14 protein-coding genes are annotated in these 14785 nt (G+C 51.5%); 7 read left to right on the top strand and 7 right to left on the bottom strand.

From position 1 onward, the window contains the following. Window positions 1-17: 17 nt before the first annotated feature. Window positions 18-1067: a glycosyltransferase family 9 protein gene (locus BXP70_RS03825; RefSeq protein WP_086592714.1), complete on the bottom strand. Its 1050-nt coding sequence runs from the start codon at window positions 1065-1067 to the stop codon at window positions 18-20. Further along, window positions 1064-1843 (bottom strand): glycosyltransferase family 2 protein, encoded by a 780-nt coding sequence (locus tag BXP70_RS03820; protein ID WP_086592713.1) that lies wholly within the window; start codon window positions 1841-1843, stop codon window positions 1064-1066. The genes BXP70_RS03825 and BXP70_RS03820 overlap by 4 nt, the downstream gene beginning before the upstream one ends. 398 nt (window positions 1844-2241) lie before the next feature. Between BXP70_RS03820 and BXP70_RS03815 the strand changes: the two genes are divergently transcribed. After that, window positions 2242-3291 (top strand): glycoside hydrolase family 16 protein, encoded by a 1050-nt coding sequence (locus BXP70_RS03815; protein WP_179197574.1) that lies wholly within the window; start codon window positions 2242-2244, stop codon window positions 3289-3291. Between the two features lie 68 nt (window positions 3292-3359). On the opposite strand, the gene ahcY is transcribed toward BXP70_RS03815, so the two are convergent. Next, window positions 3360-4670 carry an adenosylhomocysteinase gene (gene ahcY, locus BXP70_RS03810; RefSeq protein ID WP_086592711.1) on the bottom strand — a complete coding sequence of 437 codons (1311 nt, stop codon included), beginning with the start codon at window positions 4668-4670 and terminating at the stop codon, window positions 3360-3362. A gap of 288 nt (window positions 4671-4958) precedes the next feature. On the opposite strand from ahcY, the gene BXP70_RS03805 reads away from it, so the two are divergent. Together BXP70_RS03805 and BXP70_RS03800 are read left to right on the top strand one after the other, a co-directional pair. Then, a complete protein-coding gene (locus BXP70_RS03805; RefSeq protein ID WP_086592710.1) occupies window positions 4959-5576 on the top strand; it encodes a hypothetical protein in 618 nt (205 codons plus the stop codon). 28 nt (window positions 5577-5604) lie between these two features. Next, entirely contained in the window at window positions 5605-6819 is a 1215-nt protein-coding gene (locus BXP70_RS03800) for a THUMP-like domain-containing protein (protein WP_086592709.1), read from the top strand. Between the two features lie 63 nt (window positions 6820-6882). Here the strand turns inward: BXP70_RS03800 and BXP70_RS03795 are convergent, their stop codons facing one another. Together BXP70_RS03795 and BXP70_RS03790 are read right to left on the bottom strand one after the other, a co-directional pair. Continuing rightward, on the bottom strand, window positions 6883-7482 hold the full coding sequence (locus BXP70_RS03795; RefSeq protein ID WP_086592708.1) for a DNA-3-methyladenine glycosylase: 600 nt from the start codon (window positions 7480-7482) through the stop codon (window positions 6883-6885). Window positions 7483-7560: 78 nt separating this feature from the next. Beyond that, window positions 7561-7860, bottom strand: a complete 300-nt coding sequence (locus BXP70_RS03790) for a hypothetical protein (RefSeq protein WP_086592707.1) — start codon at window positions 7858-7860, stop codon at window positions 7561-7563. Between the two features lie 226 nt (window positions 7861-8086). Here BXP70_RS03790 and BXP70_RS29360 point away from each other — a divergent pair, with 226 nt between their 5' ends. The 4 genes from BXP70_RS29360 to BXP70_RS03775 all read left to right on the top strand — a co-directional run bounded on the left by BXP70_RS29360 (window position 8087) and on the right by BXP70_RS03775 (window position 13030). Continuing rightward, window positions 8087-8434 (top strand): hypothetical protein, encoded by a 348-nt coding sequence (locus BXP70_RS29360; RefSeq protein WP_143436362.1) that lies wholly within the window; start codon window positions 8087-8089, stop codon window positions 8432-8434. A 27-nt stretch (window positions 8435-8461) separates the two neighbouring features. After that, window positions 8462-9034 carry an AraC family transcriptional regulator gene (locus BXP70_RS03785; protein WP_086592706.1) on the top strand — a complete coding sequence of 191 codons (573 nt, stop codon included), beginning with the start codon at window positions 8462-8464 and terminating at the stop codon, window positions 9032-9034. 118 nt (window positions 9035-9152) lie between these two features. Next, complete coding sequence (locus tag BXP70_RS03780; protein ID WP_086592705.1) at window positions 9153-10535, top strand: hypothetical protein; 1383 nt, start codon at window positions 9153-9155, stop codon at window positions 10533-10535. Window positions 10536-10708: 173 nt separating this feature from the next. Next, entirely contained in the window at window positions 10709-13030 is a 2322-nt protein-coding gene (locus BXP70_RS03775; protein WP_086592704.1) for a B12-binding domain-containing radical SAM protein, read from the top strand. 23 nt (window positions 13031-13053) lie between these two features. On the opposite strand, the gene BXP70_RS03770 is transcribed toward BXP70_RS03775, so the two are convergent. Both BXP70_RS03770 and BXP70_RS03765 read right to left on the bottom strand, forming a co-directional pair. Then, on the bottom strand, window positions 13054-14139 hold the full coding sequence (locus BXP70_RS03770; protein WP_143436361.1) for an alpha/beta hydrolase family protein: 1086 nt from the start codon (window positions 14137-14139) through the stop codon (window positions 13054-13056). An 80-nt stretch (window positions 14140-14219) separates the two neighbouring features. After that, window positions 14220-14756 (bottom strand): GNAT family N-acetyltransferase, encoded by a 537-nt coding sequence (locus BXP70_RS03765; protein WP_086592702.1) that lies wholly within the window; start codon window positions 14754-14756, stop codon window positions 14220-14222. Window positions 14757-14785 lie beyond the last annotated feature (29 nt).

Genomic DNA, 14785 nt, shown 5'->3' with positions numbered 1-14785 from the left:
AAGTAAGCAGACGAGACTTAGAAAGCAGCAAAAGTAGTAACGGGCAGGCGCTGCCAAGTTAAAATACGCTCCAATACCTGCAGCGGAGCTATAGCATGAATACAAGTGCAGCTAGCTGGCGCTTGCCGACAGTCATTACAGTCGGGGCGGTCGAACACTAAGTATTCGGCGTGCGGCCCCAAGGGAGCCCAACGCCCAGGATGAGTAGGACGCATCGGCGGATACAAACCCAGGGCATGACGCCCCAAGGCTGCTGCTAAGTGCAAAGGCCCCGTACTAGCAGCTACTAACCCATCAGCTGCAGCAATAAACGCCATAAGTTGGGCTAGGTCTAGCTTACCTGTAAGCTCGCCAGCTAATACTGTAGCGTGAGCTGCTAGCCACGGGCGTAATTCTTCCCCTTCTGCCGCTGTTCCCGTTACAAAGACCCGATGCCCTGCTTTGTGTAGCAAGTGAGCAAGCTTGCCAAAATGCTCCAGCCCCCACTCGCGGGCACTCCCTCGCGAGCGAGGATGCAGGATGATATTGAGCTGCTCTGGTTGCCGGGCAGCTAGCAGTTGTCTCCACCCATCCGCTAACGACACTGTGGGCCGCAAACGAACCAGCTGGGCCACCTGCGCTAAGCTAGGTTGCTCAACATAATCGAGTGCTTGCAGTAACTTTAAATTGAGTTGAGCTTCATGCAGTTGAGAATGCCGACGGCTAAGCGTCACCAGTTTATTACAGGTTAGCCAGTGAAACCACCGACTGCGCGTACCAATCCGCACTGGAATTTTAACCTTACGGGCCAGTTGCGCTATATGCTTATTGGGAAAAACGTGCAGAATAGCATCGGCCTTCTGGCTTTGCAGCATGGCTAGTTGCTCTCTTTCTTCTCGGGTTTCTAGTTCATCGTAGTTCAGGAAAGCATCTACCCAGGGACAGGCTTCCGCTACGGCTTGCGTGTACGTACGACCTAGCAGCACAACTCGGCAGCCAGGTATCAACTGTTTCAAGTGACCACATACGGGCAGGGTGAGCACAACATCACCGATGGCGTCGGTCCGGCTAACTATAAATGTTTTCATGAGCCGGAGGTAAGATTAAGGCGATGATTCTTGGTGCGCAGCTTAGCAAATTTGAGAAAAACGCCCCAAGCCGAAATAGCAGCAATGCATAGCCCCGCAAAGCCATCTAGAAATCCTAGCCGAAAAAAGTATCCATGCACAAATTTCCACCAAGGCTTTAGCAGCAAGTGAAACACAGTAATTCTATACTTACCCCGGAGAGCTAGCTCATCGGCCGCAATGCTCGTGAAGCGGTTGAGCTGCGCAACATGCTGCTCTACGGAGTCATACGAGTAGTGAAGCAAGTCGCCCGTTAGAGCAGCTACCTGATGCTCCGGTCGTAGTTCGTAACGTTCGTGCAACAGCAAGCCTTGCCACTGGCCGCAACGGCGGTCGTAAAGGCGCAGTTTGCGGTCAGGATACCAGCCGCCATGTTTCACCCACGTCCCGCAGTAGTTGGTAAGCCGCGTTAGCGTATAGCCAGCAGCGCGCCAATTCGTTTTCACTTGACGAATATGCTCGCGCAATGTATCGGTAAGCACTTCGTCTGCATCGAGCTGAAGTACATGGTCGAAACGCGCTTGAGCAGTAGCAAAATTCTTTTGTTCGACGTACCCTGCAAATGCATGTTGTACTACTTTGGCGTTGTGCTCTCGGCAGATTTCAACCGTTCGATCTGAGGAAAAAGAATCTACGACGACCACTTCATCTGCTATATCCTGCAATGCTAGCAGGCAGCGACCAATGTTGCGTTCTTCATTATAAGTGATAATGACAACTGAGAGCAGGATGGGCATATAGCCGCAAATATCCAGATTTTATGAGCATTGCCGCTAGACCCAATCTATTCAATTGGGCAGCTGTAATACGACGTAGTTAACAATTTCTTCCAGTTAAGACGTATAGCACGTAATCAGTAGGACACCTCCCATGGCAAGATTTGTGCAAGATTCGGCTACTTATTAAACACCTTATATGTCTAATAATATTGTACGCTTGGCATTACTTCTACTGAGCTTTTCTTTTTAAGATTTTCCATATGCGGATTAGGTTTTGGCTATTTACTTTTCTCAGTGCGTTCCCTTTTAGCACACTCGTTGCACAATCTGTAATAGACTATAGAAACTATCAAGAGGTATTTAGAGACGACTTCACGTACACGAAAAGAGAAGAGCTAGGCCGAAATTGGCGTTTCGTGAGCCCAAATGACCCAAATCAAGGGTGGGGCGACGAATACTTTACACCAGAACAAGTCTCTCTGCATTCTGACGGACAGCATCGCCACACAGGTTTATTACGACTTTCTGCTCGACGTTTGCCGGAAATTAAATCAACTAATCGAGGTGACAAACTCTTTGTATCGGGTAAGATTGAATCAAAAGTTGACATAGATGGTACCCCGAGTTGTAATGATATGTACCCGGGGTTTACCTATGGCATGATTGAAATTCGCTGTAAACTCCCGAAAGGACGTAATGGAGTATGGCCTACTTTCTGGTTCTTATCGAGTCATACTGAAATTGACGTCATAGATAATCTGAAGCCTGAACCTGATAGAGTCATTCAGTCAGGTGTTATAGATTGGCGTAAAACACTTCCTAATGACTCTACCGCACACGTAGGAAAAGGAGCTATACTGGGTAAACCCAATGGCCCTTCCCTTTCAGCTAGCTTCAATACTTATTCAGCTGTTTGGACCCCTACAAAGGTTTCTTTCTTCTTCAATGGTCGTCATCTTTATGACGTTGCTGATTCGGCGGTAGCAACGCACCCTTGCGCAGGAATGCTACTGGCTACTTTGCAAATGAAGAATTATGATGAAACAGTCATAAGAGCTCATATGGATATTGATTATATACGTATTTTAAAACCTCATGACAACAATTATGCTCTATCCTATACAAAGGATGCTGACGAGCTTGATAAGGTCTTAAGGAGTGATTTTCCCAATGTCAGCCCAGCAACAGGAGCTTTGGTAGTGAACCCGATGATGCCTGAGAAAGAAGTATTCTATCGAGGTAAAGATGATGAGCTTTATCACGCTTTGCGCCAAGGCAAACACTGGCAAGTTGAGTCGCTGCACAGACTTACCAACTTACAACAGGAAGACTATCTTGTACAAGGTAATCTGAGTTTTGAGCCTCGCCAAGGGGTTATTTTATATCAAGGTAGAAACGGAAGAACACAGCTATTTAACTTCAATACTAGTTGGCATCACACGGAACTACCTGTTAACGAATTATAGATAAAACAAAGAAGCCGCGCTCTGCGCGGCTTCTTTGTTTTATCTATAATTCGTTTTACCCTCCTGAGTTAGTACCGATATAAATCCGACTTGAATGGGCCTTCTACATCTACGCCAATGTAAGAGGCTTGCTTTGGCTTTAGCTCATCTAGCTCTACACCAATTTTAGCCAAGTGCAGACGTGCTACTTTTTCGTCTAAATGCTTAGGTAGCGTATACACCTTGTTCTCGTACTTATCCGAGTTTTCCCATAGCTCTAGTTGAGCGAGTGTCTGGTTAGTGAAAGAGTTCGACATAACGAAGGAAGGGTGACCAGTAGCGCAACCTAGGTTTACCAAACGGCCTTCAGCTAGCACGATAACTTCCTTGCCATCGATGTTGTAAAGGTCTACCTGGGGCTTTACCGTGTCCTTTGTATGACCGTAGTTCGTGTTGAGCCAAGCCATGTCAATTTCATCGTCAAAGTGACCAATGTTGCAGACGATAGCTTTATCCTTCAGCGCCCGGAAATGCTCTTCCGTCAAAATGTCGCAGTTGCCCGTAGCCGTGATTACGATATCGGCTTCTTTGATAGCATTTGCCATTTTTTTGACGGCGTAACCATCCATGGCAGCTTGTAACGCGCAAATGGGGTCAATTTCTGTAACAACAACGCGTGCTCCAGCCCCGCGCAACGAAGCAGCGGTGCCCTTACCTACGTCACCATAACCAGCTACTACGGCAATCTTGCCCGCCATCATCACGTCAGTAGCTCGACGAATAGCATCTACTGCTGATTCTTTGCAGCCGTACTTGTTATCAAACTTCGACTTCGTAACCGAGTCGTTGATATTGAAAGCAGGCATCGGTAGAGTACCGTTTTTTACGCGGTCGAGCAAGCGTAGCACACCTGTAGTAGTCTCCTCCGAAATACCACGAACACCGGCTGCTAGCTCTGGGTACTGGTTCAGTACCATGTTGGTTAAGTCACCGCCATCATCCAGAATCATGTTCAGCGGTTGGCGCTCTTCACCAAAGTACAGCGTTTGCTCGATGCACCAGTTAAACTCCTCTTCGTTCATGCCTTTCCAGGCATACACAGGAATACCAGCTGCTGCAATAGCCGCTGCCGCATGATCTTGCGTGGAGAAAATATTGCACGACGACCACGTAACGTCAGCACCTAGCTCGATGAGCGTCTCGATGAGTACAGCCGTTTGAATCGTCATGTGCAAGCAGCCAGCGATGCGCGCACCTTTAAGTGGTTGCGAAGGACCGAATTCAGCACGTAGTGCCATCAGACCCGGCATTTCTGCTTCCGCTAACCGGATTTCTTTGCGGCCCCATTCGGCCAGTGTGATGTCCTTAACTTTATAAGGTACGTAGGTTGTCTCTACCATAGTTGTAACTGTTTTGCGGTCTAACTACAAAGGTAACAAGTTTGTTCTTGGCATTTTAGCTGATCTGCAATTAGCAACAAGCGCAGCTATTTGTACCATTCCAGGTGGTGAGCTGCCAAGTATGTCAAAAACAGCTTGCAAGTTCACGGATTAGCATCGTCTTTGCTTTATTAGAAAAACCTTATATGACAGCAGGGAGAACGTATGCTTCTCGCACTCTGTTCTGGTCCATTAGCAAATTTTCTACCACTTAGCAGCTGCTAACTAACAGCTGTTTCCTACAATTTTATGTTCTCTTTCTCTAAGCTGGCAGCTAAGCACCATAGCCGCCGCATCACCTTTTTAGTGCCCTTTGTAATGCTATTCAATGCTGCACAGGCACAAACCAACATTACGACGCATCACCCACTTATTACCCTGAGTTCAGAGGATAAAGTGAGAGGGCTTAATGGGCCACAAGCGAACTTCTATTTTGCATTGGACGATAGCAATGACTACCAAAATGCTGGTTTTTTTGGTCAACGCCTTCGGCCGTACTTGGCTGGCAATACAGAAGCACTCAACTACTTGAATGATTATCGGCGGCAAAAAACCTTGCTAATTGGAGAAAGGTTAGTTTTTGTTGGTGCAGTAGCAGCTTATGGGCAGCAAGTATTGGCTGGCGACCAGCAGGTATACTTCAATACCAAACAACAAGTGATTATCGGAGTAGCAGCCGCTAGCTTACTGGCCAATGTGTTCATTTCGCGCAACACCAACCGTTACTTCCAACGGGCTGTGGAGGAATACAACAGTGGTCTTCCAACCAGCTATCATAATATGCTGCGTCGACTTGCTCCTACAGCAGTGGGTTTGACAGCTCCGACTGGGCAACCCCAGCTAGCAATCCGCTGGAGTTTACGCTAACTTTGCGTTTTTTTCGTAGGAGTATTTCATGGAATTTCCGCTCCCAGCAGCGGCTCGGCAATATGTTGCCGATCACCTGCATGAAGACCCCGTTCAACTGGCCCTACAAGCCCGCCGTTTTCCTAGCTTACCGGTGCCTGATCTGGTGCGCCAAATTCAGGCGCGGCAAAAGGCTCGAACTAAGTTACCTGATTGGGCCAGCAATCCAGATTTGATTTTTCCGCCGGCTTTATCGGTTGAGCAAGCCTCCTCTGCCCGTACGGCGGCGTTCAAAGCTAGCTTGGTAAGTGGCGAGCGGCTCGCAGATCTTACTGGTGGATTCGGCGTCGACGCTAGTTACTTTGCCCACCAGGTTTCGGAGGTTCATTATGTCGAGCGTGATCCGGCCTTGGTTGCAGTGGTTCGCTATAACCTAGAGCAGCTAGGTCAATCGAATATTATCTGCCACGCCGCTGATGCGGTAAGTTTCTTGAAGAGCACAGATCAGGCATTTGATTGGCTCTATCTCGATCCGGCTCGTCGTAATACGGCGGCGCGTAAAATATACCGCTTGCATGATTGTGAGCCGGATGTATTACGCATAATGCCTTTGCTGCTGCATAAAAGTCAGCGTGTTTTACTAAAAACCTCTCCGATGCTTGATATCGAGCAGGCATTGGTGGAGCTAAAACAGGTTCGGCGGTTGTGGGTGGTAGCGGTAGATAACGAATGCAAGGAAGTGCTGTATGAATTAGGGCCAGAGCCGGCCGTGGATCCGGAGCGCTTCACGATAAATCTCCTGCGCAATGGACAACAACAGGAATTCCGCCTGAACAAAGCGCGTGAGGCGCGTGCTATTTCCCGCTTTGCTGAACCTCGGCAATACCTTTACGAACCTAATGTAGCCATACTCAAAGCGGGCGGCTTTCGTAGTATCGGTAATGCATTTGAAATGTTCAAGCTGCACCAACACAGTCACCTTTATACCTCGGATATACTACGCCCAGAGTTCCCGGGACGTATTTTCCGCATCGTGGCGACCGAGCGCTACGCTGGCGATGCCTTGCGGCCACACCTAGGTCCGGAAGCGCGGGCACACGTTACCACCCGTAATTTTCCCGATTCGGTAGCTGAGTTCCGGAGTCGGACGGGTATCCGGGAAGGTGGAGAGCTTTACCTATTTGCTACTACAGATTTACGCAGCCGCCCTATTGTGCTCGTGTGCGAACGAATGATGCAGCCGCTCAGTGCAGCCGCTGAGTAGTCAGAGCCTTCGTTAGGCAAGCGAATCCGGCCAAGTAACTCACTCAAATTTATTGAGAAGAGGCTACTTGGCCGGACTCGTCCATTTACTGTTTTTTAAACGAAACCGCCAAGGTAGAGCTGCATCAGTACCGGCATAATCAATACCCACTCGCGGACTAGCAACAACGAGTTCATCCGGAATTGCTTCGCCCTGATCCTCAATCCAGATAGTATCGCCGGTTAGGCTGGTACCGTAATAAGCCGTGGTGATACCTAGCGCTTGCGTAACTAAGCCAGGACCGGCCGTTAGGTTGGCCGCAACTTTAGTTAATCCACGACGAGCTAGCATTTCCGGAATACCATCGATTGGCTCAATAGCCCTAATAAGCACAGCATCGGCTTTGCCAGCCTCGTTGGTGATAATGTTAAACAGCGCATAACGGCCGTAAATCAAATACACGTAGGCTACGCCCCCGGCTTCATACATGACGCGTGTGCGCTTTGTGAAACGACCTAAGTGCGAGTGACACGCTTGATCATTTATATGCGCGTAGGCTTCAGTTTCAACAATCCGGCCGCTAGTTAGTATCCCTTCAATGTTAGTAAAGACATATTTACCGAGCAGGCTACGCGAAATCTGCACTACATCAGGTTGTTGGTAGAAAGTAGCAGGAAGCTTCATTACATCAATCAATGCTAAACAAGGCCTCTTTTTCGGTCAAAAGAGGCCTTGTTGCTTTTCCAAGAATTTGGCTAACTACTATTTCTGCTGCGGCGGCTGCTCATCCTCGAGGCCGTCGTGGTTACGGTCGTGGGCATCGGCAGCATGGTCGTAGAGTTGCTTGCCAGTCGGGCGCTGGGCCGAGTCGGGCCGAAGACCAGCGGTTGTGGAGTCGGAACCACCAGAGGCGGGGCCTTCCTGCATAGGTGCATCAGACTTGCTAGTGCCGCGTTCTACGTTGGTATCTCCTGAATCCGTGCCTGTGCTGCAGGAGGTTAAAGAAGCAATGCCCAACAGAGAAGCAAAAGCGAAAGAGCGAAACGAGTGGGTAAGTTTCATAGGAGAGATACTAATACTAAGGAGGAACAACTGCAAGTAGCCTCTACGGCTGATCAGCGCAACAGTTTTTGCGTATTAGCTGATTATGCGCTCTGACCTGAACCCGTACCTAGGTTTGTTGAGGCACAATCATGCTTTCCAGTAATTCATTCGTGAGGTTGTTACACCATTTTGCTATCAGCTAAGCCGCTAACCAACCACTATATTTGCCGTTCACGTATTCCTTATGATTCGCTTTGCTTCTCTTCCTGTCCCCTATCAGGTATGGCTACGCCGAGTAGGGATATTAGCTGGGGTAAGCTTTGGGCTAGCTCTGCTGCTAATCGGGTATCTGTTTGGTACCAGCGACGCGTTCTTCGCTCGACTGTTTGGTGCTTTTTTCGTATTTTTCTGGCTGCTGGCAGTTACTTTTCTTGGCGTAGTACCTTTTATCAACTGGGCAGCAGCAAACTGGTTTGGTAAAGGCTGGCGAGCAGTACCTGCTGTATCTTCCAGCCGTCGTATTCGTACTACTACTGCGGCTGGTAATTCGACCAGTCGGAAAACAACAAGTACCCCTAAACGGTTGAAGTAACTCCGTACTACCTAATTACAATCGTCCGTGAAAACAACCTTGCTCCATATCAAAAACATGGTGTGCCCGCGCTGCGTTGAGGCAGTACGCCACCTTCTTGAACAAGCTGGCTATAAGCCCACCAATGTCCAGCTAGGCCAAGCGCAACTGGATCAGGCGACTCCCGTCGACCCGGTTACCGTAGCGCCACTGCTACGCGAAGCAGGTTTCGATGTACTCACTGGTCGCGCCGAGCAACTGACTGAGCAAATCAAAGGATGCCTGATCGAGTACCTAGAGCATTTACGCACGGCCCGGATGCCGCTCACTACTTCGGCTTTCTTAACGGACCGATTCGCCGCTACCTACTCGCACTTGAGCAAGGTATTTTCACGCACGGCTAATCTTACCATCGAGAAGTACCTAATTCGGCTTAAGATTGAGCGGGTAAAAGAGATGTTGAGCTACGGCGAACTTACTTTAAGTGAAATCGCCGACCAGATGCGTTATAGCAGCGGCCAACACCTAAGCAACCAATTTCGTCAAGTCACAGGTCGCTCGGTAAGTGAATTCCGCCGCGAACTCATGCCGAAACGCTTAGCACTGGATGAGCTAGCTTAGCAAAGAATAAAACGGCCGCAGAACCTTGTACGTTCTGCGGCCGAATTGCATACAACCCCTAAGAGGCGGTTGGAGTTGTAGGAGGATACTCTTCTCCACAACTCCAACCGCCTCTTTTATGCGTCTATTGAGACTCATTATTTTCACGCTTCTATTATCCTCGGCAGTTTCTGCGCAGCACATGCACAGTGCCGCGTCCGATACCAACCGGCATGCTCGTATGCACCAGCCCGGCATGCCGATGGCCGATTCGGGCATGACACATTCTGATCATGGCATGAGCATGTCGCACGCATATTCGCGTGCTTTGCCTATGTCGCGTAATGGTTCGGGCACGGCTTGGCAACCTGATGCCACCCCCATGTACATGTGGATGCAGCACAAGGGCCCTTGGATGCTTATGTACCACGGCGCCGTGTTTGGGCGCTACACGAACCAGAACATCGGCCGGAAAAATGGCCAGCGCGGTGGCCGGACGGTAGACGCACCTAATTGGTTTATGACCATGGCTCAGCGTAACGTAGGCCAACGCGGACTTTTGAATCTTACGCTGATGGTTTCGCTGGACCCGCTCACAGAAGGCAACAACGGCTACCCGCTCCTTTTTCAATCGGGTGAGGCCTACAAAGGAAAGCCGCTAGTTGACCGTCAGCACCCCCACGATTTATTTTCTGGCTTGAGTGTCGGCTATACGCACGCGTTGTCCAATGACGTGGACCTGACGCTGTACCTAGGGTATCCGGGCGAACCAGCCGTTGGTCCGACGGCTTTTATGCACCGCATCTCGGCCATGTCGAACCCAGACGCGCCCCTGAGCCACCATTGGGTGGATGCAACGCATATCACGTTTGGCGTGGCTACGATAGGTGTGCGCTACAAGCAATTCAAGCTAGAAGGCTCCAACTTCACTGGGCGCGAGCCAAATGAACGTCGCTACGGCTTTGACCGACCTAGGGCTGACTCGTGGGCCGCCCGCCTTATGTGGAACCCGACCAACGAACTTTCTTTACAAGTTGGACAAGCATGGGTGAAAAGCCCCGAGGAGTTGCACGCCGATGAAGATGTGCAACGTACCACGGCTGGCCTTATGCACAGCCGGCAGTGGGGCACCTATCACTACATTGCCTCTTCCGTTATCTGGGGCATGAACCATTACACGTTCGGCAATGAGCACGCCGTACTGGCCGAGACCAACCTAGCTTTGGGTAAGCCCACGGTCTATGGCCGCTACGAGTTTCTGCAAAAAGATGCGGAGGAACTTGCCCTGCCTCACACGGAAGGCGAGCATCCTATCTACAACGTTCACGCCCTAACGCTAGGAGCTAGCTACCGTTTGGCCCAGCTTGGCCAGCGCGGGCCAGAGCTGCACATCGGCGCCCAAGGCAGTGTGTACCGGCCAGACGAGCAGATCCGCGGGTACTATGGCAAAACGCCCGTATCGGCGCAGGTATACCTACGCCTGAACGCACCATTGATGCGGATGAGTGGCATGAAGATGTAGAACACGGCGGCGACGCTGGTGTCGTTTAATAAATACCCTAGCTAAGCGCTAATCTCACGTTAAGGAAACTTACAGACAGCTGGTTAGGTTACCTTGCCGCCGTGCAGAGTCGTGCTCTCCTATTTGGCAGAGCACGTTTGTACCTTTGTGGTAAGCTTTCTTTTGTTGCCTCTGTGTCTACCTTCCGTATCCTGCTCATTACCCCGCCGCTGACGCAACTCAACACGCCTTACCCAGCTACGGCTTATATAAAAGGGTTCTTAAGTGGCCGTGGTTATGCCGTTACGCAAGCCGACCTAGGTTTGGAATTGGTACTGCGTATGTTCTCAGCAGCCGGCCTCAAGCGTGTATTCGCAGAGATAGAGCAAGGCCACTATGAGCTTAGCGACAATGCTCGGCGCATGGTGCGGCTACAACGCAGCTACATCACGACCATCGAGCCCGTTATCCGCTTTCTGCAGAACAAGGATACTACACTTGCCCCGCGCATTTGCCATAGCCGCTTTCTGCCTGAGGCGGCCCGCTTTGATAACATTGCGGATTTGGAAGGAGCTTTCGGTACGATGGGACTTACCGATCAGGCGAGGCATTTAGCTACGTTATACCTCGAAGACCTAGGTGACCTGATCAAGGAAACGGTAGGGCCACAGTTTGGCTTTTCGCGTTACGCTGAAAAGCTAGCTTTGTCGGCTACCAGCTTCGAGCCGTTGTACGAGGCATTGTTAGCGGAGCCTAACCTTGTCGACCGCATGCTGCTAGAGTTACTGGATGAGTTGCTAGAGCGCGTGCGGCCGGATGTAGTCGGCTTTACGGTGCCTTTTCCGGGTAATTTGTATGGTGCCCTCCGATTGGCTGGTCGCGTGAAAGCGCGCTTTCCGCAAACCCAGACCCTGATGGGTGGCGGCTACCCCAACACGGAGCTACGCCAGTTGAAAGAACCGCGCTTCTTCGATTACATAGATTACCTCACCCTCGATGATGGGGAAGGCCCGTGGCTGCGATTATTAGAATATTTACAGGCTCAAGCAGAACGTCAGACTGAGCTGGTCGAAGTGCAGGAAGTCGTCAGTCAAGCCGTTCGCGCGCAAGACCCTCCTGCCTTGCAGTACATTCCGAGTGAAACGCTCCGGCAACCGCAGCATCACGGTCTGGTAGAACAAGCGAAACTCCAACGCACTTTTCTGCGCAATGAGGCTGGTGAGGTCGAGTACGTGAACTATCCTCATGCGGATATTCCGCACCCCGAAGTTGGTACGCCCGACTACTCCGACTTATTACTTACCGAGTACTTGTCAGTCATTGAGGTACTGAACCCCATGCACCGGCTCTGGAGCGATGGCCGGTGGAACAAGCTCACCATTGCCCATGGCTGCTACTGGAAACGGTGCTCGTTCTGCGACGTGACGCTGGATTACATTAGTCGCTACGAAACTGCCCCCGCCACCCTGCTCGTGGACCGCATCGAGCAGATTGTGCGGCAAACCGGGCAGACCGGCTTTCACTTCGTAGATGAAGCGGCCCCTCCCCTGGCGCTCCGCGACCTAGCCATTGAGTTGCTCAAACGGCGCGTCAGCATCACGTGGTGGGGCAATATTCGCTTCGAAAAAACCTTTTCTCCTGACTTGTGTCGGCTGCTAGCGGCCGCAGGCTGTATTGCTGTGTCAGGCGGCTTGGAGGTGGCCTCCGACCGCCTATTGGCATTAATGGAAAAAGGTGTCACTATTGCCCAGGTAGCCCGCGTGACGGACGGCTTCACGCAGGCGGGCATTATGGTACACGCTTATCTGATGTACGGCTTTCCAACCCAAACCGCGCAAGAAACCGTCGATTCGCTGGAAGTGGTGCGGCAGTTGTTCGGGGCGGGCATTGTGCAATCCGGGTATTGGCACCGCTTTTCCATGACGGCGCACTCGCCGGTGGGGAAGAACCCAGCCAAGTACAACGTGGTAGCTATCGGCCCAGAGCCCGGCAACTTTGCTTGGAATGACTTGTGGCATGATGACCCTACCGGCGCCGACCATGAGCAGTTTGGCCCTGGCCTAGCGAAAGCTTTATACAACTACATGCACGGAGTGGCTTTGCAGGAACCCCTCCAGTTTTGGTTTGATTTTAAAGTACCGCGTGCCACCTTACCACGGCAACTTGTTCAGCAAGCACTGCAGGAGCCAGGCAAGCCAGACGTTGCGAAGCAGAACCTACGTCTGTTTTGGCTCGGCAACTCCCCTGAGTTTTGCCTAACTGACAACAAAAAAGGCCAACGGGCGGTGCTTACTTTTTACGAACAAGCCGAAGATTTTGAAGTCAAGACATCTCCTGCAATTGGCGAATGGCTGCACCAATTGCTCGTGCAGCTCAGCGCCGATTACGACGCCAAGATTCTACTGAAAGAAGCAGCGCACACGTTCCCCACGAAAGCAGCTGGTTCGTCGTTTGAGAGCTTCTTAGCTTCGCCCACTTGGCTCTTATTACGCGAGAAAGGTTTGCTCCTATTGTAAGGTAGCTATAAGAATACCTTAGCTTACTGCCTTGCTCGCAGCCACGCAAGTAGTTCGTCTAGGTAGCCTGGCGCAGGGCGGGTCCACTCCCATTTACCATCGGCACGCGTGCCTCCTGGCAGCAGCATATTTCGGTTGGCGTTGGCGTACAGCCGCACTGCCGCTCCTCGGCCTCCAAGCGCGCTGCGCAATCGCCTTGCACTCTCCCGCGTATCGAGGGCCGCGTCGTTGCCGCCGTACAAGGCTAATACGGGAACTCGCTGGCGCATGAGCGCGCGAAAAGGTTGTTGCCCAGTTGGCGAGCTTACGGGCACGGCTTGAGCTATAACGAATGCTGGCTTGGCCTTGCTTTGCATAGCTAGGCTTAGCGCTAGTGGTGCATTTGCGCCCGCCACCCACAATCCAACACGCAGGGTGTCAACGCCAGGTGTAGCACGAAGCGTTGCTAGTGCCGCCCGAGCCATTTGGCCGGCCGCCGAATCCGGGCTGACAGGTGCAGGTTGCGTCAGCAATGTTGCAAAGCCTTGCCGAGCCAGCAAGTCCGCCGTCTGGCTCAGGTCAGTGGCGGAGTCAGGCACCAGCACCAAGGCCATATGTTTGCGCAAGGTATCGTCGGGGAGCCGCAAGGTGCTGCTCATGTTCTGGCTCCCGTAGCGAATAGTCAAGGGCTGTGCGCCATAGGGCCGCGCATCAGCCTTGCCGCGCCGCACGAGCAACAGCTCTGCTTGGGCGCTATCCGTCGTGAACGTTCCGCGCCAAAAGTCGCCTTCGCGAATAGCTTCTACTACGGCACTGTTGCCTGACCTAGCTTGGCGCTCGAACCGCAATAGTGGCGCATTGTAGCGCAAGTTGCTGGTAGGGAACCCCAGAGTTTGATTATCGGGAAAACGCAAATCGCCCTCCAGGTGTCCACTTGCATCCTCACGCAAGTCAAGAATTGCGCGCACTTCCGTGCCTTGGTAGGTGATAGGTCCTTCGTAGTGACCGGTCGGTAGCGGTCCTGCCGACCGTTCTCCCGATGAACAACCCATTACCACAAGCAAGCAAGGCATCAGCCAAGCTCCGCCACGCGACAACAGACTAGAAGGAAGGAAATAACTCAAGTGCATAGCAGGTTGGTAGGTAACGCGGGCCAAAAGTAAGTGTACCGCGTCACATAGGGAGGCTAGCCTCTTCCCAAGCGCAATGGCTACAAGCCTTTGCGCAAGATCAAGTCATTTTGCAAGTCTTTGCCCAGCATGAAATCCATGTTGCCGATGGTTTTGAAGCCAAATCGCTGATAGAAAGCGATAGCACGCTCGTTCCGCTCCCACACGCCGAGCACAATGCTCCGACAACCCTTCGCGCGGGCTTCCTCAATAATGCGCCGCATGAGCGCAGCACCTAGCCCCGTGCCAATCCAATCTTTCCGCACATACAGGCGTGATATCTCCAGCTGCGTGTCTGCCGACTTGCCAGGTGCAAGTGCCAGTGTCGAACCGAAACGTAACTTGGCAGAAGCGACCAATTCCTGCTGCATTCGCGCCAGCAAAAAAACAGTGTTAGGATCATGCAGTTCGGCTAACTGCTGTGCCTCGCCGAAACTTTCATCCAGGTAAGCCGCCATATCCTCTGGGGTATTGTCGGCGGCGAAGGTGTCGTAAAATGCTTGGCGGCCGAAAACGGCTAATTGAGCAGCCATTGCAGCCGTACGCTTGGCAACAGCAATTTGGAGCGGAGATGACATCGTGAGAATAATTGACTAAGCGGTGCAAG

Origin of the sequence: Hymenobacter crusticola, assembly GCF_002154225.1 — a bacterium.
Taxonomy (GTDB): domain Bacteria; phylum Bacteroidota; class Bacteroidia; order Cytophagales; family Hymenobacteraceae; genus Hymenobacter; species Hymenobacter crusticola.
This window is presented reverse-complemented; position numbering and strand designations above follow the sequence as displayed.